At 72.5% G+C, this 19,371-nt stretch carries 19 protein-coding genes, 1 tRNA gene and 1 pseudogene; 6 read left to right on the top strand and 15 right to left on the bottom strand.

Annotated elements, in window-relative coordinates; translation table 11 throughout:
* Positions 1-145 precede the first annotated feature (145 nt).
* Both ACLQ26_RS08030 and ACLQ26_RS08025 read left to right on the top strand, forming a co-directional pair.
* On the top strand, positions 146-1,075 hold the full coding sequence (locus ACLQ26_RS08030) for a ribonuclease Z (protein WP_425743833.1): 930 nt from the start codon (positions 146-148) through the stop codon (positions 1,073-1,075).
* A complete protein-coding gene (locus ACLQ26_RS08025) occupies positions 1,072-1,581 on the top strand; it encodes a GNAT family N-acetyltransferase (protein WP_425743832.1) in 510 nt (169 codons plus the stop codon). Before ACLQ26_RS08030 ends, ACLQ26_RS08025 begins: the two co-directional genes overlap by 4 nt.
* Before the next feature lie 29 nt (positions 1,582-1,610).
* Here the strand turns inward: ACLQ26_RS08025 and ACLQ26_RS08020 are convergent, their stop codons facing one another.
* Entirely contained in the window at positions 1,611-2,981 is a 1,371-nt protein-coding gene (locus ACLQ26_RS08020; protein ID WP_425743831.1) for a cystathionine beta-synthase, read from the bottom strand.
* Positions 2,982-3,053: 72 nt separating this feature from the next.
* Positions 3,054-3,410: a YkvA family protein gene (locus ACLQ26_RS08015; protein ID WP_425743830.1), complete on the bottom strand. Its 357-nt coding sequence runs from the start codon at positions 3,408-3,410 to the stop codon at positions 3,054-3,056.
* Between the two features lie 150 nt (positions 3,411-3,560).
* Between ACLQ26_RS08015 and ACLQ26_RS08010 the strand changes: the two are divergent.
* The 3 genes and pseudogenes from ACLQ26_RS08010 to ACLQ26_RS08000 all read left to right on the top strand — a co-directional run.
* Positions 3,561-4,627: pseudogene (locus tag ACLQ26_RS08010) on the top strand (SGNH/GDSL hydrolase family protein); the annotation flags it as partial.
* Positions 4,610-5,422 (top strand): SGNH/GDSL hydrolase family protein, encoded by an 813-nt coding sequence (locus ACLQ26_RS08005; protein WP_425744389.1) that lies wholly within the window; start codon positions 4,610-4,612, stop codon positions 5,420-5,422. The pseudogene ACLQ26_RS08010 and the gene ACLQ26_RS08005, both read left to right, overlap by 18 nt.
* 78 nt (positions 5,423-5,500) lie before the next feature.
* A complete protein-coding gene (locus ACLQ26_RS08000; RefSeq protein WP_425743829.1) occupies positions 5,501-6,763 on the top strand; it encodes an acetyl-CoA C-acetyltransferase in 1,263 nt (420 codons plus the stop codon).
* Positions 6,764-6,770: 7 nt separating this feature from the next.
* On the opposite strand, the gene ACLQ26_RS07995 is transcribed toward ACLQ26_RS08000, so the two are convergent.
* The 4 genes from ACLQ26_RS07995 to ACLQ26_RS07980 form a co-directional block, all read right to left on the bottom strand.
* Positions 6,771-7,091 (bottom strand): hypothetical protein, encoded by a 321-nt coding sequence (locus tag ACLQ26_RS07995; protein ID WP_425743828.1) that lies wholly within the window; start codon positions 7,089-7,091, stop codon positions 6,771-6,773.
* A 136-nt stretch (positions 7,092-7,227) separates the two neighbouring features.
* Positions 7,228-7,986 carry a Bax inhibitor-1/YccA family protein gene (locus tag ACLQ26_RS07990; RefSeq protein ID WP_425743827.1) on the bottom strand — a complete coding sequence of 253 codons (759 nt, stop codon included), beginning with the start codon at positions 7,984-7,986 and terminating at the stop codon, positions 7,228-7,230.
* A gap of 137 nt (positions 7,987-8,123) precedes the next feature.
* Positions 8,124-8,939 (bottom strand): Bax inhibitor-1/YccA family protein, encoded by an 816-nt coding sequence (locus ACLQ26_RS07985; RefSeq protein WP_425743826.1) that lies wholly within the window; start codon positions 8,937-8,939, stop codon positions 8,124-8,126.
* A gap of 108 nt (positions 8,940-9,047) precedes the next feature.
* Positions 9,048-9,131 (bottom strand) — tRNA-Leu (locus tag ACLQ26_RS07980).
* A 101-nt stretch (positions 9,132-9,232) separates the two neighbouring features.
* Here ACLQ26_RS07980 and ACLQ26_RS07975 point away from each other — a divergent pair.
* Positions 9,233-11,092, top strand: coding sequence for a hypothetical protein (locus ACLQ26_RS07975; RefSeq protein WP_425743825.1), 1,860 nt, complete (start codon positions 9,233-9,235; stop codon positions 11,090-11,092).
* A 57-nt stretch (positions 11,093-11,149) separates the two neighbouring features.
* Here the strand turns inward: ACLQ26_RS07975 and ACLQ26_RS07970 are convergent, their stop codons facing one another.
* The 9 genes from ACLQ26_RS07970 to ACLQ26_RS07930 all read right to left on the bottom strand — a co-directional run bounded on the left by ACLQ26_RS07970 (position 11,150) and on the right by ACLQ26_RS07930 (position 19,322).
* Positions 11,150-12,481, bottom strand: a complete 1,332-nt coding sequence (locus ACLQ26_RS07970) for an NAD(P)/FAD-dependent oxidoreductase (protein WP_363678580.1) — start codon at positions 12,479-12,481, stop codon at positions 11,150-11,152.
* A 103-nt stretch (positions 12,482-12,584) separates the two neighbouring features.
* Positions 12,585-13,145: a hypothetical protein gene (locus ACLQ26_RS07965; protein WP_425744388.1), complete on the bottom strand. Its 561-nt coding sequence runs from the start codon at positions 13,143-13,145 to the stop codon at positions 12,585-12,587.
* A gap of 82 nt (positions 13,146-13,227) precedes the next feature.
* A complete protein-coding gene (locus ACLQ26_RS07960; RefSeq protein ID WP_425743824.1) occupies positions 13,228-14,691 on the bottom strand; it encodes a DUF58 domain-containing protein in 1,464 nt (487 codons plus the stop codon).
* A complete protein-coding gene (locus ACLQ26_RS07955) occupies positions 14,691-15,698 on the bottom strand; it encodes an AAA family ATPase (protein WP_393293582.1) in 1,008 nt (335 codons plus the stop codon). The genes ACLQ26_RS07960 and ACLQ26_RS07955 overlap by 1 nt, the downstream gene beginning before the upstream one ends.
* Complete coding sequence (locus ACLQ26_RS07950; RefSeq protein WP_425743823.1) at positions 15,698-16,285, bottom strand: hypothetical protein; 588 nt, start codon at positions 16,283-16,285, stop codon at positions 15,698-15,700. The genes ACLQ26_RS07955 and ACLQ26_RS07950 overlap by 1 nt, the downstream gene beginning before the upstream one ends.
* A 16-nt stretch (positions 16,286-16,301) precedes the next feature.
* Positions 16,302-17,111 (bottom strand): DUF4129 domain-containing protein, encoded by an 810-nt coding sequence (locus tag ACLQ26_RS07945; protein ID WP_425743822.1) that lies wholly within the window; start codon positions 17,109-17,111, stop codon positions 16,302-16,304.
* Between the two features lie 20 nt (positions 17,112-17,131).
* Positions 17,132-17,872, bottom strand: a complete 741-nt coding sequence (locus ACLQ26_RS07940; RefSeq protein ID WP_425743821.1) for a uracil-DNA glycosylase — start codon at positions 17,870-17,872, stop codon at positions 17,132-17,134.
* On the bottom strand, positions 17,865-18,551 hold the full coding sequence (locus tag ACLQ26_RS07935; protein ID WP_393293572.1) for a dienelactone hydrolase family protein: 687 nt from the start codon (positions 18,549-18,551) through the stop codon (positions 17,865-17,867). The genes ACLQ26_RS07940 and ACLQ26_RS07935 overlap by 8 nt, the downstream gene beginning before the upstream one ends.
* A 240-nt stretch (positions 18,552-18,791) precedes the next feature.
* Entirely contained in the window at positions 18,792-19,322 is a 531-nt protein-coding gene (locus tag ACLQ26_RS07930) for an LppU/SCO3897 family protein (protein ID WP_425743820.1), read from the bottom strand.
* Positions 19,323-19,371 lie beyond the last annotated feature (49 nt).

The raw sequence follows: 19,371 nt of genomic DNA, 5'->3' as shown, positions 1-19,371 counted from the left end.
AACCAGTACGACCGTCGAGACCGTGTGGCAGCGGTGCGGCGAATCCACGACAGCCACCCGACCCCCGGGGTGCCGGCCAAGTCCAGCCGGCCCGCGCACCAGCGCGGAGCGCCCCGGGGGTCGCTCCATATCCGGAGGACCGGCGATGTCCATGCGCGAGCTGGTGGTGCTCGGGACGGCCAGCCAGGCCCCCACCCGGCAGCGCAACCACAACGGGTACGTGCTGCGCTGGGACGACGAGGTGATCCTCTTCGACCCGGGCGAGGGCAGCCAGCGGCAGCTTCTGCACACCACCGTCACCGCCACCGACCTGACCCGGATCTGCGTCACGCACTTCCACGGCGACCACTGCCTCGGCCTGCCCGGCACCATCCAGCGCCTCTCGCTGGACCGGGTGCCGCACCCGGTCGCCGTGCACTTCCCGGCGGGCGGCGCGGAATACTTCGCCCGACTGCGGCACGCCACCTCCTTCTACGAAACGGCCGAGCTGGCGGTCACCCCGATCGATATCGACGGTCAGCTGATCGCCCTGAGCTGCGGCACGCTGGAGGCCCGTCGGCTGCGGCACCCCATCGAGACGTACGGCTATCGGCTTGTCGAGCCGGACGGCTGCCGGATGCTGCCGGAGAAGCTGGCCGCGTACGGCATCGCCGGTCCGGCAGTCGGCGAGCTGATCCGCGTCGGGCACCTGGACCTCGACGGGCGTCGCGTCACCCGCGACGACGTGAGCGTGCCCCGGCCGGGGCAGCGGTTCGCGTTCGTGATGGACACCGGCCTCTGCGACGGCGTGTACGCCCTGGCCGAGCACGCCGACCTGCTGGTCATCGAGTCGACCTTCCTGGAGTCGGAGGCCGCGCTCGCCGCCGAGGTCGGCCACCTGACCGCGGCGCAGGCCGCGCGGGTGGCGACCGAATCGGGGGTACGCACGCTGGTGCTCACGCACTTCTCGCAGCGCTATCCCGACTCGCGCCGGTTCTTCGACGAGGCGCGCGCCCACTTCGATGGTGACCTGGTCATCGCCGAGGATCTGACCACCGTGCAGGTCCCGCCGCGCCGGGTAGCCTCGGCCGGGTGACTGTCACGCTCCGCCCCGCGACCGATGACGACCTGTTGGCGGTGGGCGCTCTGCACCAGCGCTCCCGGGTCGCCGCGTACTCGCCGTTCCTGTCCGCCGATGCCCTGGCCGACCCCACGCCGGAGGCGATGGGGCGGTACTGGGCCGAGCGGTGGCAGTGGGAGCGGGACACCCACCGGATGACAGTGGCCGAGCGCGCGGGAGCGCTCGTCGGGTTCAGTTACGTGGGCCCGGACGACGAGGACGACCCCGCGACCGGGCTGCTCAACGCGATCCACCTCGACCCGATCGAGCAGGGCCGGGGCGTCGGTCGGGCGCTGATGGTGGACGCCCTGGACGCCATGCGCGCCCGGGGTTGGCGTCGTGCCGCGCTCTGGGTGCTCCGGGAGAACACGCACGCACGCTCCTTCTACGAGCGCGGCGGCTGGACGTCGACGGGTGTGGAGCGCGAGGAGCACATCGGCACGGCCCGCACCCCTCAGGTCCGCTACAGCCGCCCCCTCTGAGGAGCCTCGCGCATCCGCCCCCGCACCGTCTAGTGGGCGCCCAGGTGGGCCAGGAGGTCCTGGCGAGTGAGGACGCCCTTGGGCTTGCCGTCGACCAGGACCAACGCGGCGTCGGACTTCTCGAGTAGGCCGACGGCCTCGCTCACCGGCTGGCCGCCACCGATCATCGGCAACGGGTCACCCATGTGCCGCTCGATGGTGTCGTGCAGGTGGGCCTGACCGGTGAACAGCGCGTCGAGCAGGTCGCGCTCGGCGATCGAGCCGGCGACCTCACCGGTCACCACCGGCGGCTCGGCCTTGAGCACCGGCAGCTGCGAGACGCCGTACTCGCGCATGTAGTCGATCGCGTCGCGGACCGTCTCGGTCGGGTGCACGTGCACCAGCTCGGGAAGGCCGCCCGGCTTGCTGGCCAACGCGTCGGCCACCGTCGGCTCGTGACCCGAGTTGTCCAGGAAGCCGTACCGGGCCATCCACGAGTCGTTGAAGATCTTGGACAGGTAGCCCCGGCCACCGTCGGGCAGCAGCACCACGACGACGTCGTCCGGGCCGGCCTTGCGGGCCACCTCCAGCGCGGCCACCACTGCCATCCCGCAGGAGCCGCCGACCAGCAGGCCCTCCTCGCGGGCCAACCGCCGGGTCATCTCGAACGACGCCTTGTCGGAGACCTCGACGATCTCGTCGGCCACACCCCTGTCGTACGTCTCGGGCCAGAAGTCCTCGCCGACGCCCTCGACCAGGTACGGCCGACCGGTGCCGCCGGAGTAGACCGAACCCTCCGGGTCAGCGCCGATGATCTTCACCCGGCCCTCGGACGCCTCCTTCAGGTACCTGCCGATGCCGGAGATCGTCCCGCCGGTGCCGACGCCGGTCACGAAGTGCGTGAGCCCGCCCCCGGTCTGCTTCCACAGCTCCGGACCGGTCGTCTCGTAGTGCGAGCGCGGGTTCGCCGGGTTGCTGTACTGGTCGGGCTTCCACGCGCCGGGAATCTCGCGGGTCAGCCGGTCGGAGACGTTGTAGTACGAGCGCGGGTCCTCTGGAGCGACAGCGGTCGGGCAGACCACCACCTCGGCGCCGTACGCCCGCAGCACGTCCTGCTTGTCCTGGCTGACCTTGTCGGGGCAGACGAAAACGCACTTGTAGCCCTTGAGCTGGGCCACCAGGGCCAACCCGACACCGGTGTTGCCGCTGGTCGGCTCGACGATGGTGCCGCCCGGCTTGAGCAGGCCGGCGGCCTCGGCGTCCTCGACCATGCGCAGCGCGATCCGGTCCTTCACCGAGCCGCCGGGGTTCAGGTACTCCACCTTGGCGAGCACGGTGGCCTGGATGCCCTCGGTGACGTTGCGCAGGCGGACCAGCGGCGTGTTACCGATCATGTCGACGACGTTGTCGTAGTACTGCACGGTGTGCCCTTCGTTGCGGCGCCGGCGACGGCGGCCGGGCAGACGTATCCTCGCCAACCAGCGTACGTGCCGTCAGGGCACCAGCCCCCCGGGGATGACCGAGCTGCGTCGGGCCTCCCACTCGAGGAAACGGTCGGTCTCGGCGAGCACGCTGCCGGCCAGCCAGGTGATCATCACCGCGTCGTCGGCCAGCCCGAAGATCGCCAGCGGGATCTCCGGCAGCAGGTCGATGGGCGAGACGATGTACGCCGTGGCCGCCGTCATCAGCGCCAGCCGCAGGCCACCGTCGTACTCCCCCCGGGTCGTGGCGCGGATCATCCGGGGCAGCGCCGCCAGTCGGGTGCCCATCGAGGGCCCGCCGCGCGCCCCCGCCGCCAGTGCCCGCGCCAGGGCCGTGAACGCCGCGCTGCGCTTCAGTGTCTTCCCCATCGTCGCGCTCCTCTCCGCCGGATCAGCGTGGCGGGTCGGCGCAAGTCGGCCGGCCTCCAGCGCAGAAGTACCCCGTCGCGTCGGTTTCCAGGCACTCCCGAGCCGGGACGACGACAGCGGTGTGTCGGGCCGGCGCGATAATGTCGGCATATGGGGGTGGCTGGTTCTGTCGTACCCGTCGGTCCGCGCTGGCGGCACGCCTGGCGGATCGCCCGGGTGGCGGCTATCGGGACGGGCGCCACCGCGGCGGCCGCGATGGCGACCGGCGGGGTGCTGCTCGGCCAGGCCCGTCAGGCCCGGCGCACCATCCCGATGGCCGAGGCCCCGCCGCCGCGCTGCGACGGGACGTACGGCGCGAAGTTCCCCGGCCCCCCGCTCACCATGGTCGTGCTCGGCGACTCGTCGGCAGCCGGCTACGGGGTCCACCGCCGCCGGGAGACACCCGGAGCGCTGCTGGCCACCGGGCTGTCCCGGCGGCTGCACCGGCCGGTCCAGGTGCGCCGCTTCGCTGTGGTCGGCGCCATCTCCGCAGCGCTCCGGCACCAGGTGGAGGCGGCGCTGGAGTGCGCGCCGGACATCGCGGTGATCCTCATCGGCGGCAACGACATCACCAACCGCACCCCGCGCGGCCTGGCGGTGCGCTACCTGGTCGAGGCGGTCCACGCGCTGCGCGACGCCGGCTGCGAGGTGGTCGTCGGCACCTGCCCCGACCTCGGTGCGATCCGACCGATCCAACCACCGCTGCGCTGGCTGGCGCACCGGTGGAGTCGCCAGCTCGCCGCCGCCCAGACGGTGGCGGTGGTCGAGGCGGGCGGCTGGACGGTGTCCCTCGGTGACCTGCTCGGCCCACGCTTCGCCGCCGAACCACACCGGATGTTCGCCTGGGACCGGTTCCACCCGTCCGCCGAGGGGTACGCGATGGCCGCCGCCGCGCTGCTGCCGACGGTGCTCTCCGCGCTCGGCGCGGGGCAGGAACGACGGGCCACACCGGCGCGGGGCGAGGGCGTACGGTCGCTGCCAAGGGCCGCGCAGGAGGCGGCCCGGCACGCCGGCACCGAGGTCAGCGGCACCCAGGTCCGGGGCCGCGACCGAGGGCCGGCCGGCCGGTGGGCGCAGCTGCGTCGCCGGGCGTTCTTCGGTGTCAACGCGGTGCCGCAGCCCGGCTCCGCGACGGACACCTCGACAGTGGAGGGACTGGCATGAACGAGCGCAGCGAGCGAGGCGTGACCGCCGGTCTCCCCGGCCGGCTGGGTCGGGCGGCGGCGTTCTCGCTGCTCGCCGGCACGGTGGGCGGCGCCGCCGTACTGGCTGGCGAGGCGTTCGTCGCGCGGCACAGGCGCTACGCGGAGCCGGAGCTGGGGCTGGCGTTGCGGGCCACTATCGGTCGGGCCGACGCCGCGCCGCTGCGGCTGGTGCTGCTCGGTGACTCCTCGGCGCTGGGCGTGGGCGTCGACCGCCTCGAGGACACCATCGGCGGACAGTTGGCCAATCTGCTCGCCGAGGGCCCGACCGGCCGGCGGGTGCACCTGTCCAGCGTCGGCGTCTCCGGGTCCCGCTCGACGGACCTGGCCACCCAGGTCGCCCGGGCCCTGCTCGGCGAGCGGCCAGACGTGGCGCTGATCCTGATCGGCGCGAACGACGCCACCGGGCTGCGCCGGCCCGCCGACGCGTCGGCCTACCTCGCGGCGGCGGTGCACCGGCTGCGGGAGGCACGCGTCGAGGTGGTGGTGGGCACCTGCCCCGACCTCGGCGCCGTACGCGCCATCGCGCCGCCTCTGCGTCAGCTGGTCGGCTGGTCCGGGCGGCGGATCGCCCGCGCGCAGACCACTGCGGTGCTGGAGGCGGGCGGCGCGGTGGTCGACCTGGCCACCGAGACCGGGCCGGTCTTCCGGGCCGACGCGGGGACGCTCTGCCACGACGGCTTCCACCCCTCCGCCGACGGCTACCGAGTGTGGGCGCACGCCCTGCTGCCGGCCGTCGTGGCCGCCGCAGCGGTGGCCTCCCGGCGCTAGAGCACACCCGGCCGGGGTGACATTTCCCGCCGCGCCCGCTTCTTCCGCGCCATGTTACCGGCGGGTTAACGTTGGCTCATGCCGATTGAGTCGTCCCGCGACGCCGTCATCGTCGCTACCGCCCGCTCCCCCATCGGCCGGGCGCACAAGGGGTCCCTGCGCGATGTCCGCTCCGACGACCTCGCCGCGACAATCGTCCAGGCCGCCCTGGACAAGATCCCCCAACTCGACCCGACCACCATCGACGACATCTACCTCGGGTGCGGCCTGCCCGGCGGTGAGCAGGGCTTCAACATGGCCCGTGTGGTGGCCACCCTGCTCGGGCTGGACACCGTTCCCGGCGCCACGCTGACCCGGTACTGCGCCTCCTCGTTGCAGACCACCCGGATGGCCCTGCACGCCATCCGCGCCGGAGAGGGCGACGTGTTCGTCTCCGCCGGCGTCGAGATGGTCTCCCGTTACGCCCGCGGCAGCTCCGACGGTCTGCCACCGGAGGCGCAGGCGCTTGTCGGCGGCAGGTGGGAGAACCCGCGCTTCGCGGCGGCCGCCGAGCGCTCGAAGCGCCGCGCGCAGGGCGGCGCCGAGGTGTGGACCGACCCGCGCGAGGCCGGCGACCTGCCGGACATCTACCTGACCATGGGGCAGACCGCGGAGAACCTGGCCCAGGTGTACGACGTGACCCGCGCCGACATGGACGAGTTCGGCGTACGCAGTCAGAACCTCGCCGAGAAGGCCATCGCCGACGGCTTCTGGGCCCGGGAGATCACCCCGGTCACCACGCCGGACGGCACCGTGGTGAGCACCGACGACGGCCCCCGTGCGGGCGTCACCCTGGACGCGGTCGCCGGCCTGAAGCCGGTGTTCCGCCCGGACGGCCGGATCACCGCCGGCAACTGCTGCCCCCTCAACGACGGCGCCGCCGCCGTCGTGGTGATGAGCGCCCAGCGGGCCGAGGAGCTGGGCCTGACCCCGCTGGCCCGGATCGTCTCCACAGGCGTGACCGCGTTGTCGCCGGAGATCATGGGCCTCGGACCGGTCGAGGCGTCCCGGCAGGCGCTGAAGCGGGCCGGCATGACTATCGACGACGTCGACCTCGTCGAGATCAACGAGGCGTTCGCCGCGCAGGTCATCCCCTCCTACCGGCAGTTGGGCATCCCGGAGGAGAAGCTGAACGTCATGGGCGGCGCGATCGCGGTCGGCCACCCGTTCGGCATGACCGGCGCCCGGATCACCGGCACCCTGCTCAACGCGCTGGAGTGGCACGACAAGACCATCGGCCTGGAGACCATGTGCGTCGGCGGCGGCCAGGGCATGGCCATGGTGCTGGAGCGGCTGAACTGAGCCGACGTCAGAGCGAGCTGCGGGTCGCCGTCACCTCGGCGGCGGCCCGCGCCAGCACCTCGGCGTCGGCCCCGGCGGCCAGCAGGTCGGCCGTCACCACCCGCACCTGATCGGGCAGCGCCAGGTCGTTGTTCAGTCGGGGCACCGTCCGGCGCGGCTGCCCCTCGGCGTCGGCGGCCAGATTGGCGATCTCCTGCACCAACCTGTGCACCAGGTCGGCTCGGGGAACGTTGCCTGTGGTGGCGGCCGCCGCCCAGCGCGGCTGCTCCCAGTGCCCGACCTGGCGGACCAGCAACTGCACGGTCCGCTCCAACTCCGCTGCGCTCATCGCCGCCGAGTCTACGGCCGGCCCGTGCGTCGCCCGAGATCGACTCGATTTCCCGGAAACCGGGGCATCACCGCGACCCGGGCACCCCGACATCAGGAAAACCGAGTCGATCATGCCGCGCCGGGAGCCGGGCCGGTCAGCGGCGGAGGTAGCTGAGCAGCCGCAGCAGTTGCCAGTAGAGGAAGACCAGGCCGGTGAGCAGGCCGAACGCGCTCAGCCACGCGTACCGGCGGGGTCGGCCGTCGCGCACCGAACGCTCGACGAGGTCGAAGTCGAGGATGAAGCTGAACGCACCGGCGATGATCGCCACCACCGAGAAGGCGTACGGCAGCCAGCCGACCTCCCCGCTGACGCTGTAGACCTCCAGGCCCGGCCGCCCGGAGATCAGGTACGACACCAGGTTGACCACGCTGAGCACGGCGATGCCGAGCAGCGTGCCGATCACCAGTCGGGCCAGCCGGGGCGTCGCCCGGATCACCCGCGCCCGGTACAGCGCCGCCATGCCGAGGAAGACGCCGAAGGTGCCGGCCACCGCCTGCACCACGATCCCCGGGTAGACCTGCTCGAAGGCCCTGCTGGCTACCCCCAGCAGCAGCCCCTGGAGCAACGCGTAACCGACGATCGGCACCGGGTTGGTGATCCCCCGCAGCGAGATGACCAGAACCAGCACGATCGAGGCCAGGGCACTGCCGGCCAGCGCGGCTCCGAGCCACACCGCGTCGGGCACCACCGCCCAGGACACCGCCGCTGCCGCCCCGGTGAGCAGGAGCAACCCGACGGTACGCAGCACCACGTCGTCGACTGTCATCGGCTCGACGTCGCGGGAGCTGACCACCCGGGACTCCAACCGACCGGTCTCGTCCAGCCGGTTGAGCACCGGGTTGTTGCTGCGCACCGTCGCCTCCTTCGCCCGCGTACCCCCCGCAGTCACTCTGCCCCGCCCGGCCCGGCGGCGGCGGTGAAACGGCGCGGACGACGGCGCCCGCCCCCACGAGAGCGGGAGCGGGCGCCGGTCGGACGGGACGGACGAGGTCAGTCGTCGCCCTGGAAGTAGCTCAGCAGGCGCAGGATCTCGATGTAGAGCCAGACCAGGCTGACCAGGATGCCGAACGCGGCCACCCAGGAGTAGCGCTGGGGCAGGCCCATACGGACGCCGTCCTCGATCTCCTTGAAGCTGAGCACGAAGCTCAGCGAGGCGACCACGATGCAGACGAGGCTGAAGCCGATGGCCAGTGGACTGCCGTCACGCAGGCCCGTGTTGACGCCGAACAGCGCCAGCACCAGGTTGATCAGCATGACGGCCGCCAGGCCGACGATCGACGCGCTCACGACCTTGACGAAGACCGGGGTGGCGCGAATGATCTTCGCCTTGTAGATCATGGTCATCAGGAAGAAGATGCCGAAGCTCGCCACGGCGGCCTGGAGCACGATGCCGTCGTAGGCCGACTCGAACGCCTTGCTGACCATGCCGACGAAGACACCCTCGACGACCGCGTACGCGATGACCAGCGCGGGGTTGGCCATCCGGGAGAACGAGATGATCAGGCCGAGCACCAGGCCGACCACCGCCGCGCCGCCCCAGGCAGCACCGACCAGCGCGTCGGGCACGAGCACCCAGGCGGCTGCGGCGCTGATGCCGAGGATGCCGAGCAGCGCGACGGTCTTGACCACCACGTCGTCGACGGTCATGGGCGCCACAGCGGGCGGCGCGGCCGGGTAACCGGCCTGGGACGGGTACTGCTGGGGAATGCCGGGCTGTCCGTACGGCCCGGCCGGGGCGTACCCGGCGGAGCGCTCCCGCTCGGCCGCCTGGCCGAGCCGGGCGAGCACCGGGTTCGAGGTCTTCACTGTCTGGCCTCCCTCAGGGGGTCGTTTGCACGTGAACGTGCTCCCCAAGAGTAAACTGCCCGACCCACTCCTGGTGATCACGAATGGGAACGTGGGGGCCGTGGCGGCTGGTGCCCGGGGCGGGGGTCGAACCCGCATGCCTTTCGGCAGCCGCTTTTAAGGCGGCCGTGTCTGCCTTTCCACCACCCGGGCGGGTGGCACCCGCACGCCGACACGCACGGTGCAGTGTCACCGTAGCCGGTCGGCGGCGACCCGGCGTACCCCGCCGGGCTGGCCACATTAGGGTCGATGCCGTGAGCAGCGCAGCCCCAACGACCCCCGACGCCGCACCTGAGCAGGTCTTCCGCTCCGACGATCAGGTCGACCGCCGAACCCGGGCCGCCCGGCTGCCGGCCACCGTCCGCCGCCACCGGACGGACCTGCTGGTCGCGGTGCTCTGGGTGGCGCTGGCCGGCTGGCTGACCCACGGGCTGTGGCCCGACCCGGGTGGTCGCACGTTGGCGCTCAACCCCGAGGACCAGGCGCTCTACGAATGGTTCCTGGCGGTCGACGCGAGGGCGCTGCTCGGTGACTTCCACCTGCTCACCGACCGGCTCAACGCCCCGGACGGCGTCAACCTGATGGCCAACACCACTGTCATCGCGCTCGGGGTGGCCTGCGCGCCGATCACCCTTCTGCTCGGCGCCCCCACCACGTTCGCGCTGCTCGCCGCCGCCAACCTGGCCGGTACCGCCCTCGCCTGGTACCTGCTGTTCCACCGCACGCTGCGCGCCCACCGCCTCGCCGCCGCGCTCGGCGGTGGATTGTGCGGCTTTGGTCCGGGCATGATCTCGCAGTCAAACAGCCACCTGCACATGACGGCGCAGTGGCTGCTGCCGGTGATCGTGTGGCTGGTGGTCCGGCTGCTCCGGGCGTCCGACCCCCGCCCCACGACACCCGACGAGACGGGCCACGCCCGGTCGGTCGGTCCGGACCGACGACGGATGATCAGCTCTGCCGTCGGACTGGCCGCAGCCGTCACCGCACAGGTCCTCATCGGCGAGGAGGTCCTGTTCCTCTGCGCCGTCACACTGTTGGTGATGGCGATCAGCTACGCCGTCGCCGACCGGGACCTCGCCCGGCGGGCACTGCCCGGATTCGCCGGCGGTCTGGCGATCGCCGCCGGCCTGGCGCTGCTGGTGCTCGGCTACCCGCTGTGGTTCCAGTTCGCCGGGCCGCAGGGCGTCGCCGACGGGATGTTCAGCCCGGCCTACTTCTCGGCCGACCTCGGCAGCTGGTGGGCGGTCTCTCCGCTGTCGATCGCCGGCAGCGACGAGGCGTCCCGGCTGACCACCGGCCCCGCCGAGTACAACACGTTCCTCGGCTGGCCGCTGCTGTTGGTCACCGCGGCCTGCGCGGTCTGGGCCGGCCGGCGGCGGCTGGTGCTCGCCTGCGTGGTGGCGGCGCTTGTGATGGGCACGCTCTCCCTCGGCCCGGAGGTGGTGTTCGGCGGCACCCGCACCGCGCTGCCCGGCCCGTACGCCCTGCTGGCCGGGTTGCCGGTGGTGGACGGCGCGTTACCGATGCGGTTCGGTCTGGCGCTGCTCCCGATCGTGGCGACGCTGCTGGTCCTGGCCGTCGACCGGGCACTGCGCGGCACCGGCCGGGCACGGCGGCTGGTGCCGCTCGCCGTCGTCGCGGCGCTGCTGCCGCTCTTTCCGACTCCCCTACCGACCGCCGCGCGGCCAGCCGTGCCGGAGTTCATCACCGGCGGGCACTGGCGGCAGTGTGTCCAGCCGGGCGGGGTACTGGTACCGGTGCCGCTGCCCACCCCCAAGGACCCGTGGCCGATGCGCTGGGCGGCTGCCGCCGACGCCGGCTTCGGCCTGCCCGAGGGGTTCTTCATCGGCCCGTACGGGCGCGGTGGCACCGCCGCCATGGGCACCTTCAAGCAGCCCACCTCCGCCCTGCTGGCCGACGTGGCCCGCCGCGGTGACCAGCCGGCCATCGGTGACGAACAGCGCCGGCAGGCCGCCCGGGACGTCGACTTCTGGGGCGCGTCCTGCGTGGCGCTGGCCGATGACGCGCCGCACGCCGACAGCCTGCGGGCGACCCTGGAACAGCTGTACGGTCCGGCCACCCGCGTCGCCGACGTCTGGACCTGGCGGGTCTGAGCCGAGTAGCGCGAAAGGGCCCCTCCCAAGCGGGAGAGGCCCTTTCGTCCAGTTTGCTCAGACGCGCGGCGCGCCGACCGGCTGGGATGCCTCGACGAACTCCTCGCGCGGATCGTGCAGCTGACCCAGGGCGACGACCTCACGCTTGAGGAAGAACGCCAGCGACCAGTCCACCACGACCCGGACCTTGCGGTTGAACGAGGGGATCCGGCTCATGTGGTACGTCCGGTGCATGACCCAGGCCGGCCAGCCCGTCATCTTGATGCCGTACACCTGGGCGACGCCCTTGTGCAGCCCGAGGCTCGCGACGCTGCCTGCGTGCTTGTGCTTGTAGTTGACCGGTTCACGACCCCGGATCACCGCCGCGATGTTGTCGGCCATCCGCGCCGCCTGACGCACAGCGTGCTGCGCGCTCGGCGAGCAGAAGTTGCCCGGCTCCTTGGTCAGGTCCGGTACGGCCGCGCAGTCACCGGCGCTCCACGCGCCCTCGATCACCCGGTCACCGTCGACCACCTGGAGCGTGGGAATGCAGGTGACCCGCCGACGATCGTCACGCGGGAAGTCAGTCGCGTCCAGCATCGGCGACGGCTTCACACCTGCCGTCCAGACGATCGTGTCGGACCGGAAGCTGTCCCCGTCGGAGAGCTTGACCACCCCGTCGACGCAGGACTCCAGGCGGGTGTCCAGCCGGATGTCCATGTTGCGCTTCATGAGCTGCTGCACCGTGTAGGCGCCCATGTCCCGATCGACCTCGGGCAGGACCCGGTTGGTGGCCTCCACGAGCACCCAGCGCATGTCCTCGGGCTCGAGCTCGGGGTAGTAGCGCAGCGCGTCGCGGGCCATGTCCTCCATCTCGGCGAGCGCCTCGATGCCCGCGTAACCACCGCCGACGAACGTGAAGGTCAGCGCCGAGCGGCGAACCTCCGGGTCCGGGGTCACGGCCGCGACGTCCAGCCGGTCCAGCACGTGGTTACGGAGGTAGATCGCCTCACCGATGGTCTTGAACCCGATGCCCTGCTCGTGCAGGCCCGGGATCGGCAGCGTCCGGGACACCGAACCCGGCGCCACGATCACATGGTCGTACGCGATCTCCCGGGCCGGGCCGACGATCGGCTGCACGGTGGCCACCTTGCGGTCGTGCTCGACGCGCGTGACCGTTCCCGCCACCACCTTGCACCGGCGCAGTTCGCGCCGCAGCGGCACCACGGAGTGCCGGGGGGAGATGTTCCCCGCCGCGGCCTCGGGCAGGAACGGCTGATAGGTCATGTGGGGCTGGGGGTCCACGACGATGACCTCAGCCTCACGGGAGCTGAGCTTCTTTGACAGGCGCAGGGCCGCGTAGAGACCAACGTGCCCGGCACCCACCACAAGGATCCGCTTCGGATTCACGCCATCTATCTTTCCCCGCCCGGCTCAGGTAATCCCGCTCGCGCCCCCCATCTGTGACGGAACACAACCCCTGTGACCTGCGTAACCCTGCCGTCCCACGTGTTCACCTACGCCGCAGCAGCCAACCCAGCAACGCGACGACACCCACCGCCACCAGCAGCCCCAGCACGGTGACCCACTGATGACCGGCCTCCCCGCCCAGGCCCGCCGCCTGCAACAGCAGCACCCCCAGCACGGCCGTACCCAACAGCACCGCCGCCACCCGCAGCAACCACCGGGTGACCAGCTCAGGGTCCACCACCGCGTCGTAGGGCAGCAGCGCCGCAAGCGCGCACAGGGAATGCCCCAGATAGAGCAGCGCGGCGACGGCGAGCAGCCGCCACAACGCCACCGGTCGGCCGTACCCGTCGGTGGCGAGCAACCAGCCACCGACCATGACCAGCGCCACAAAGGTCGGCCACAGCCGACGCGGACCCAGCGCGGGCAGCAGCGCGGCCACCGCCAGGAACAACAGCGGCCGCCCGGTCAACACCTCGGCGGGAAACGCCAGCGCCAACCCGGCCAGCGCGACGACGAAGATCGCAGCCCGGACCATCAGCGGGACGGCGCTGATCCGGGCCACCGCCTCCTGAGCAGCCCGAACCCGCCCGGCGACCGCGTCGATCATCTCAACTCACTCCTCGCGCTCACCGGGCCGCCGATCGTTCGCGACTGCGGGGCTCGCAAACCCGGCTCACTCCTCGCGCTCACCGGGAACCGACCCTTGGGGCCGTCGCCAGCCGCGCCACGTCCCGCAGCACCTGGTCCAGGCTGCCCGCGCCCGCCCATCGCACGACGGGCACGCCGTGTTCGCGGAGCTGCCCGATCATGGTCTCCCGGTCCAGCCGCCACAGGCGGTACGCCACCTCGGCCCAGCCCCGATCCTTCGGCGGCGCCAGGTTGGCCGGCAGCGTGTCGACAGCCACCACGAACCGGCCGCCGCGGGCCAGCCGCGCCAACATCTGCGCCGACCGCTCGTCGAGCAGCGGGGTGAGGACCACCACCAACGCGTCCGAGGAGAGCTGCTGCGGGCCGAAGACCTGGTCGTACGGCTCGTGTTGGGAGGCGTCGGCACGCACGTCGAGCAGCCACTCCAGGACGGTCAGGTACTGCCGGCGACCGGCGGCCGCGCGCAGGCGGCGGGCTCCCGGCCCATACTCCAGAAGCGACACCCGGTCGCCCCGGTGCAGGTAGTGCTCGGCGATCGCCGCGGTGGCCCGCACCGTGGTGTCCAGCACCGAGGCGGAGCCGTCCACGCCGCCGGAGCGCCCGGCCTCGGCGAGCACGTCGAGCAGCACCACCACCTCGGCGTCCCGGTCGGAGAGGGTGGCCGCCACGTGCAGCTGCCGGGCGCGCAGCGACACCCGCCAGTCGACTCGGCGGAGCCGGTCACCGGGGGCGAAGATCCGTACACCGGCCAGTTCGCCGCCCTCACCGGGCCGGCGGGAGTGGTGCGCGCCGACCAGGCCGGCGGCGCGGGGCATCGCCTCCACCGCCTCGAACGGTTCGGTACGCGGATAGACCCGCACCCCTACCGCATCGGTGAGCACCGCTCGGGAGACGAGCAGGCCACCCGCCGCGGCGACCCGCGCGCCGGCCGGACCGACCGGGTGCCGACCCCAGCGCAGAGCCCGGCCGGCCAACTCCAGGTCCACCGCCGCGGCGGCGGGCACCGAGGTGACGAACGGCCGGTCGGCGACCGAACGGCCGGTGCCGGCGGGCGTGCCAGCAGCGGGCGACGCTTCGGCGGTCGGGGCGTCGGAGGGCGGGGCGTCGGAGGCCGCGGGATCGTCGACGCCGGCGAAGCCGGCACGGCTGATCCGCAACCACGGCGAGACCCGGGACCGCACCACCACCAGGTCGTAGTCGACCGTGTCCGGATTGCCGACACTGACCGCCGCCGACACCTCGCCACCCTCGACAAGCGGCGCGTCGTCCCCGGCGGTGATCCAGACCTGCGGCAACGTCGTGGGCCGGCGGCGCAGCGCGTACGCGGTACCCAGCGCGAAAGGGGAAGCCAGCACGACGAGGTCGACCCGCCCCAGCAGGACCCCCGCCACCAGCAGCAGGCCGGCGAGCAGCACCGCGCGGCCGAGCGCCGGAGTGGGCGCCCAGCCATCTGTCGACTCCGGTTCGGCGGATCGCGGCTCGGGCACGCTCGGGCCGGTCATCAGCGCCGGAGCCCGCCGGCGGCGTAGCTGGGCAGCGCGCCACTGGCCGGGGCGGGCGTCGCCTCCAACACCTCACCCACGACGAAGGCCGGGTCGACGCGGCGCAGCCACATCTCCGGGCGCAGGGTGATCCGGTGGGCCAGGGCGGGTGCCGCCACCTCCTTGACGTCCTCCGGCACCACGTAGTCCCGGCCACCGAACACCGCGCGCACCCGAGCCAGCAGCAGCAGCGCCAACGACCCTCGCGGCGAGGCGCCGACCAGCACCGACGGGTGTTCCCGGGTGGCTGCGGTGAGGGACACGATGTACCGGCCGATGGAATCCTCCACCACCACGTCCTCAAGGGCGGCCTGCATCGCCCGCAGGGTGGCGGCGTCGACTACCGGTTTGATGTCGGCCTCCTCGCGACGGCGGCCCATCCGGCGGCGCAGGACCTCCCACTCCTCCTCGTGCTCCGGATAGCCGAAGGAGACCCGCAGCAGGAACCGGTCCAGCTGCGCCTCGGGCAGCGGGTAGGTGCCCTCGTACTCGATGGGGTTGGCGGTGGCCAGCACGTGAAACGGCTCGTCCAGCTTGTACGTCACGCCCTCCACCGAGACCTGCTTCTCCTGCATGGCCTCCAGGAGCGCGGACTGGGTCTTCGGCGGCGTCCGGTTGATCTCGTCGGCGAGGAGCAGGTTGGTGAAGACCGGCCCCGCGCGGAAGGCGAAGTCGCCGTTGCGCTGGTCGTAGAGGAAGGAGCCGGTGACGTCGGCGGGGAGCAGGTCCGGGGTGAACTGGAGTCGACGGAAGTCCAACCCGAGCGCCTGGGCGAAGGAGCGCGCGGTGAGCGTCTTACCCAGACCGGGCAGGTCCTCCAGGAGCACGTGCCCGCCGGCCAGGATCCCGGCGAGGACCAGCTCCAACGCGTCCCGCTTGCCGACGACGACGGTGCCGACCGCGTCCAGGACGGCCCGGGCCAGGCGACCGACCTCTGCGGCGGACATGCTCCGGTCCACGTCGTTCATCAGATCTTCTCCAGTTCGGCGACGATCACCGCGAGATCGCGCGGCGACGGGGGGCGGCGGGGCGGGCTTTCCAGGAACGTCCACAGCCGGTCACCCAGCAGGGCACGGGCGCGGACCGGGTCGGATTCGCGGGTCACGGCGTGCGTCAGACGCAACCGCTCGTCGGCCAGCTCCGCGAGCCGGGGCAGGATGACCCCGGTGAAGCGTTCGGGTCGCGTCGTGGACCAGTCCAGCGGGAGTTCCCAGCCGTTGATGGCGGTGCGCAGCGCGTCCCGGGCGCCCCAGTTCCAGGTGCCGTCTTCGTACTGGGTGGTGGAGGAGCGCCGGGACGCCGGCGGCGGTGGCGCCGCGAGGGCGGCGGCGATCCGGCGCACCGCGGACACCGCGAACACCCCGGCGATCAGGATCATCAGCGAGATCTGCAGACCGACCGCCCGGAGCCCGACGACCAGCACGGCGACCATGGCGGCGTTGCCGGCCAGGGCCCGGAACACGCGCCCGGCCCGGCCACCCCGATCACGGTCGTCCCGCCTCGGCCGCTCCTCCTCGAAGGTGAGCAGGTCGTCGATGCTGGCGCTGCCGCTCACCGTTCCACCGTCCCGTTCATGACGGCACCTCCGGAGCGCCCGCCGTCACGATGGTGAGTTCACCGCGCAACCGCCGCAGCGCGGCGCGGGCCTGGTCGCGGGTGCCCTCGTCGACGTCCCGTGTGGCGTACCGGGCCTCGCGGTAGACGTGCGCGAACTCGGCAAGCACGTCGGCGCTGACGATCGCCGGGACCCCTGTCGACGGATCGCCCCGCAGCAGCCGGGTGACCAGGTCGGTCGGGGTGTCGCCGGGCTGCCGCGCCACGCCGGCCACAGCTGCGGCCTCCTCCAGGCGTACCCAGCAGGCGATCACCGCGACGCGTGGATCGGTGGCCTGGTCGTCCAGCTCCACCAGGCCGGCGTCCAGGGCGGCGACCACCTCGCGGGCGGTGCCCTCGGCCGTACGCCGGGCCCGCTGCGCCGGCAGCGCCCGGGTGGTGCGGCGCAACGCACCGCGGATCAGAAGCCAGCCGAGGTAACCCAGCACCGCGAGGATGGCCAGCCCGAGCAGAACCATCGCCACGGTGGCGATCCACTGCGGGATGTGCGCCTGGGTGGCCTCGCCGGCGTCCCTCGGCTCGACAGGGATCGACGGCGGTGGCGTCGGAATGTCCGTCGGATACTCGGGCACCCACGGCACGTTGTCCGCAGCCGGCGGGATCTGACTGGCGCCGATCGACGAGTGCGCCGAGGCCAGTGCGGCGGCCGCGAGCAGCGCCACCACCGTACCCACCGGCCACCAGCGGCGCAGCAGGCCGAGCACCGGGCGGACCACACCCGAGCCGGCGACCGGGGACGGCGTGGGCGGACGTGTTCCGTTCGTCATCGCCACCACCCCACGCGTTCTCAGTCCACTTCGGCGAGCTGCTTGGCCCGGCCGAAGACATCGTCCAACATCCCCGGTGTCAGCCGCCCGGTGAAGGTGTTCTGTTGGCTGACGTGGTAGCAACCGAGCAACTCCGGCACGGCCGCGCCGGACCAGTGTGCCCCATGGCCGAACACCGGTCGCGGGCTGGGCGGGCGCTGCCCGTACACCTGGCGCAGCACCGGCCACCACGCGGCCCAGGCGAACGCGCCCAGCGCCACCACGACGCGCAGGGTGGGCCGGATCAGCGTGACCTCACGGTGCAGCCAGGGCGCGCAGGTGTCCCGCTCGTCCGGGGTGGGCTTGTTGTCCGGCGGTGCGCAGCGGACGGCGGAGAAGATGCGGGTGTCGCGCAGGGTGAGCCCGTCGTCGGCGGCGACACTTGTCGGCTGGTTCGCCAGCCCGGCCCGGTGCAGGGCCGCGAAGAGCACGTCGCCCGAGCGGTCGCCGGTGAAGATCCGGCCGGTGCGGTTGCCGCCGTGCGCGGCGGGCGCGAGCCCGAGGATGGCGATCCGCGCGTCGGCGGGACCGAAGCCGGGCACCGGTCGACCCCAGTACTCCTGGTCGCGGAAGGCGGCCCGCCGGGTGCGGGCCACCTCCTCCCGCCATCGCACGAGCCGGGGGCAGGCGAAACAGTCGCTGACCGCCGCGTCGAGGTCGGCCAGGTCGGTCGCCCGCGCGGCGCGGGCGACGACCTGGTCGGGGGTACGCGACTCAGCCAAGTTTGGCCCGGAAGAGCTCGAGGGTACGGGCCCAGGCGCTGGCGGCGGATCGCTGGTCGAACGCCTCCGGCCGGTCGTCGTTGAAGAACGCGTGCGAGCTGCCCGGGTAGTCGTAGAGCTGGCAGGTGCCGCCGGCCTCCTCGATGGCCCGGCGTGCGGTCTGCACACCCTCGTCGGTCGAGGTGCCGTCCTCTTCGGAACAGTGGATGACCGCCGCCTTGCCGGCGTAGTCGACCCAGTCGGGGCGCATCGACTCCCAGGGCAGCACGGGATAGAAGCCGACGCTCGCGACGATCCGCTCGGAGAGGGTCGCCGACCAGAGGGCCAGGCTGCCGCCTGCGCAGAACCCGACGGCACCGACCTTGCCGGTGACCTCCGGCCGGCCGGCGAGGTAGTCGGCGGCGCCGGCGATGTCCTTCGCCGCCTCGTCCATCCGCATTCCCAGCAGCAGGCGCTGCGCCTCGTCCGGCTCGCTTGTGGTCTCACCGTGGTAGAAGTCCGGGGCCAGGGCGACGAAGCCGGCCTCGGCGAACCGGTCCGCGACCGACCGGATGTGCGGGACGAGACCCCACCACTCCTGGATCACGATGACGGCGGGGCTGGCCGTGCCGCTGGCGGGTATCGCGAGATACCCCTCGCTCGTCCCCCCGTTGCTGCGGTAGCTCACCATGTCGCCCATCGGCCGTCCTCCTAGCGGTCAGTCATCGTTGGCTGGTCGCCCAGTGGTCCTACGTGCCGGTAGCCTGCCATGCCGCGCCCCCCGCCCGGAAGACGCCGGAACAGTGGCATTCACCTCCCGTTCGCCGGGCGGTGACTCCGGGTATGCCGACGGCGGCGGGAAACTCTCCCCGCCGCCGTCGTCGGTGTCGCAGCCCGGTCAGGCCCTGTCGGTCAGGCCTTCGTGGTCAGGCCCTGTCGGTCAGGCCTTCTTGGTCAGGCAGAGCACGTAGCCCTTCTTGCCCGACTCGATGCTGTAGAAGACGTACCCCTCCTGGTCTTCCTTGAAGAACTCGTTGCACGTGGTCTCGGACTTGGCCTGGGTCTCGGTCTGCCCGTCGATCCGACCGACCACGCTGTACGCGGCGTCCGTGGAGGTGCACTCGACGACCTTGGCGCCGTCGACCTTCTCCTCCTTGTCGCCCTTGATCTCCGGCAGCTCGGCGATGCAGTCGCCGGCCTTGGCGTCGGCCGTCTCGTCCTTGTTCAGGAAGTTGCCGATCGCCGAGGCGAGACCGAACTTCAGGCCGGCGACGACGAGGAACACGACGATCGCGCCGATGATGCCGAGCGCCTTCTTCCCACCGGACTTCTTCGCCTCCGGCTCGGCCGGGGGCGGCGTCTCGACGGCCGGCTGGGCGGGCGTCTCGCCGACCGGCTGGGCGGGCGTCTCGCCGACCGGCGGCTGCGGCGCGGCGTCGGACGCGGAGGGCGGTGCGACCTGCTCTGACACGGGGGTTCCTTCCGAGGGGTGGATGAGCAGACGACACCGTAACGATCAT

Origin of the sequence: Micromonospora sp. DT43 (assembly GCF_049841645.1) — a bacterium.
Taxonomy (GTDB): Bacteria; Actinomycetota; Actinomycetes; order Mycobacteriales; family Micromonosporaceae; genus Micromonospora.
Note: the sequence above shows the minus strand (reverse complement) of the source record. Positions and strands in the feature narration are given on the sequence as shown.

What these genes read in the sequence shown, in the direction of transcription:
- ACLQ26_RS08030 (WP_425743833.1), top strand. Translation starts at nt 146, where the DNA reads ATGTCCATGCGCGAGCTGGTGGTGCTCGGGACGGCCAGCCAGGCCCCC.
- ACLQ26_RS08015 (WP_425743830.1), bottom strand. Translation starts at nt 3,410, where the DNA reads ATGGGGAAGACACTGAAGCGCAGCGCGGCGTTCACGGCCCTGGCGCGG.
- ACLQ26_RS08005 (WP_425744389.1), top strand. Translation starts at nt 4,610, where the DNA reads ATGAACGAGCGCAGCGAGCGAGGCGTGACCGCCGGTCTCCCCGGCCGG.
- ACLQ26_RS08000 (WP_425743829.1), top strand. Translation starts at nt 5,501, where the DNA reads ATGCCGATTGAGTCGTCCCGCGACGCCGTCATCGTCGCTACCGCCCGC.
- ACLQ26_RS07995 (WP_425743828.1), bottom strand. Translation starts at nt 7,091, where the DNA reads ATGAGCGCAGCGGAGTTGGAGCGGACCGTGCAGTTGCTGGTCCGCCAG.
- ACLQ26_RS07960 (WP_425743824.1), bottom strand. Translation starts at nt 14,691, where the DNA reads ATGACCGGCCCGAGCGTGCCCGAGCCGCGATCCGCCGAACCGGAGTCG.
- ACLQ26_RS07955 (WP_393293582.1), bottom strand. Translation starts at nt 15,698, where the DNA reads ATGAACGACGTGGACCGGAGCATGTCCGCCGCAGAGGTCGGTCGCCTG.
- ACLQ26_RS07945 (WP_425743822.1), bottom strand. Translation starts at nt 17,111, where the DNA reads ATGACGAACGGAACACGTCCGCCCACGCCGTCCCCGGTCGCCGGCTCG.
- ACLQ26_RS07935 (WP_393293572.1), bottom strand. Translation starts at nt 18,551, where the DNA reads ATGGGCGACATGGTGAGCTACCGCAGCAACGGGGGGACGAGCGAGGGG.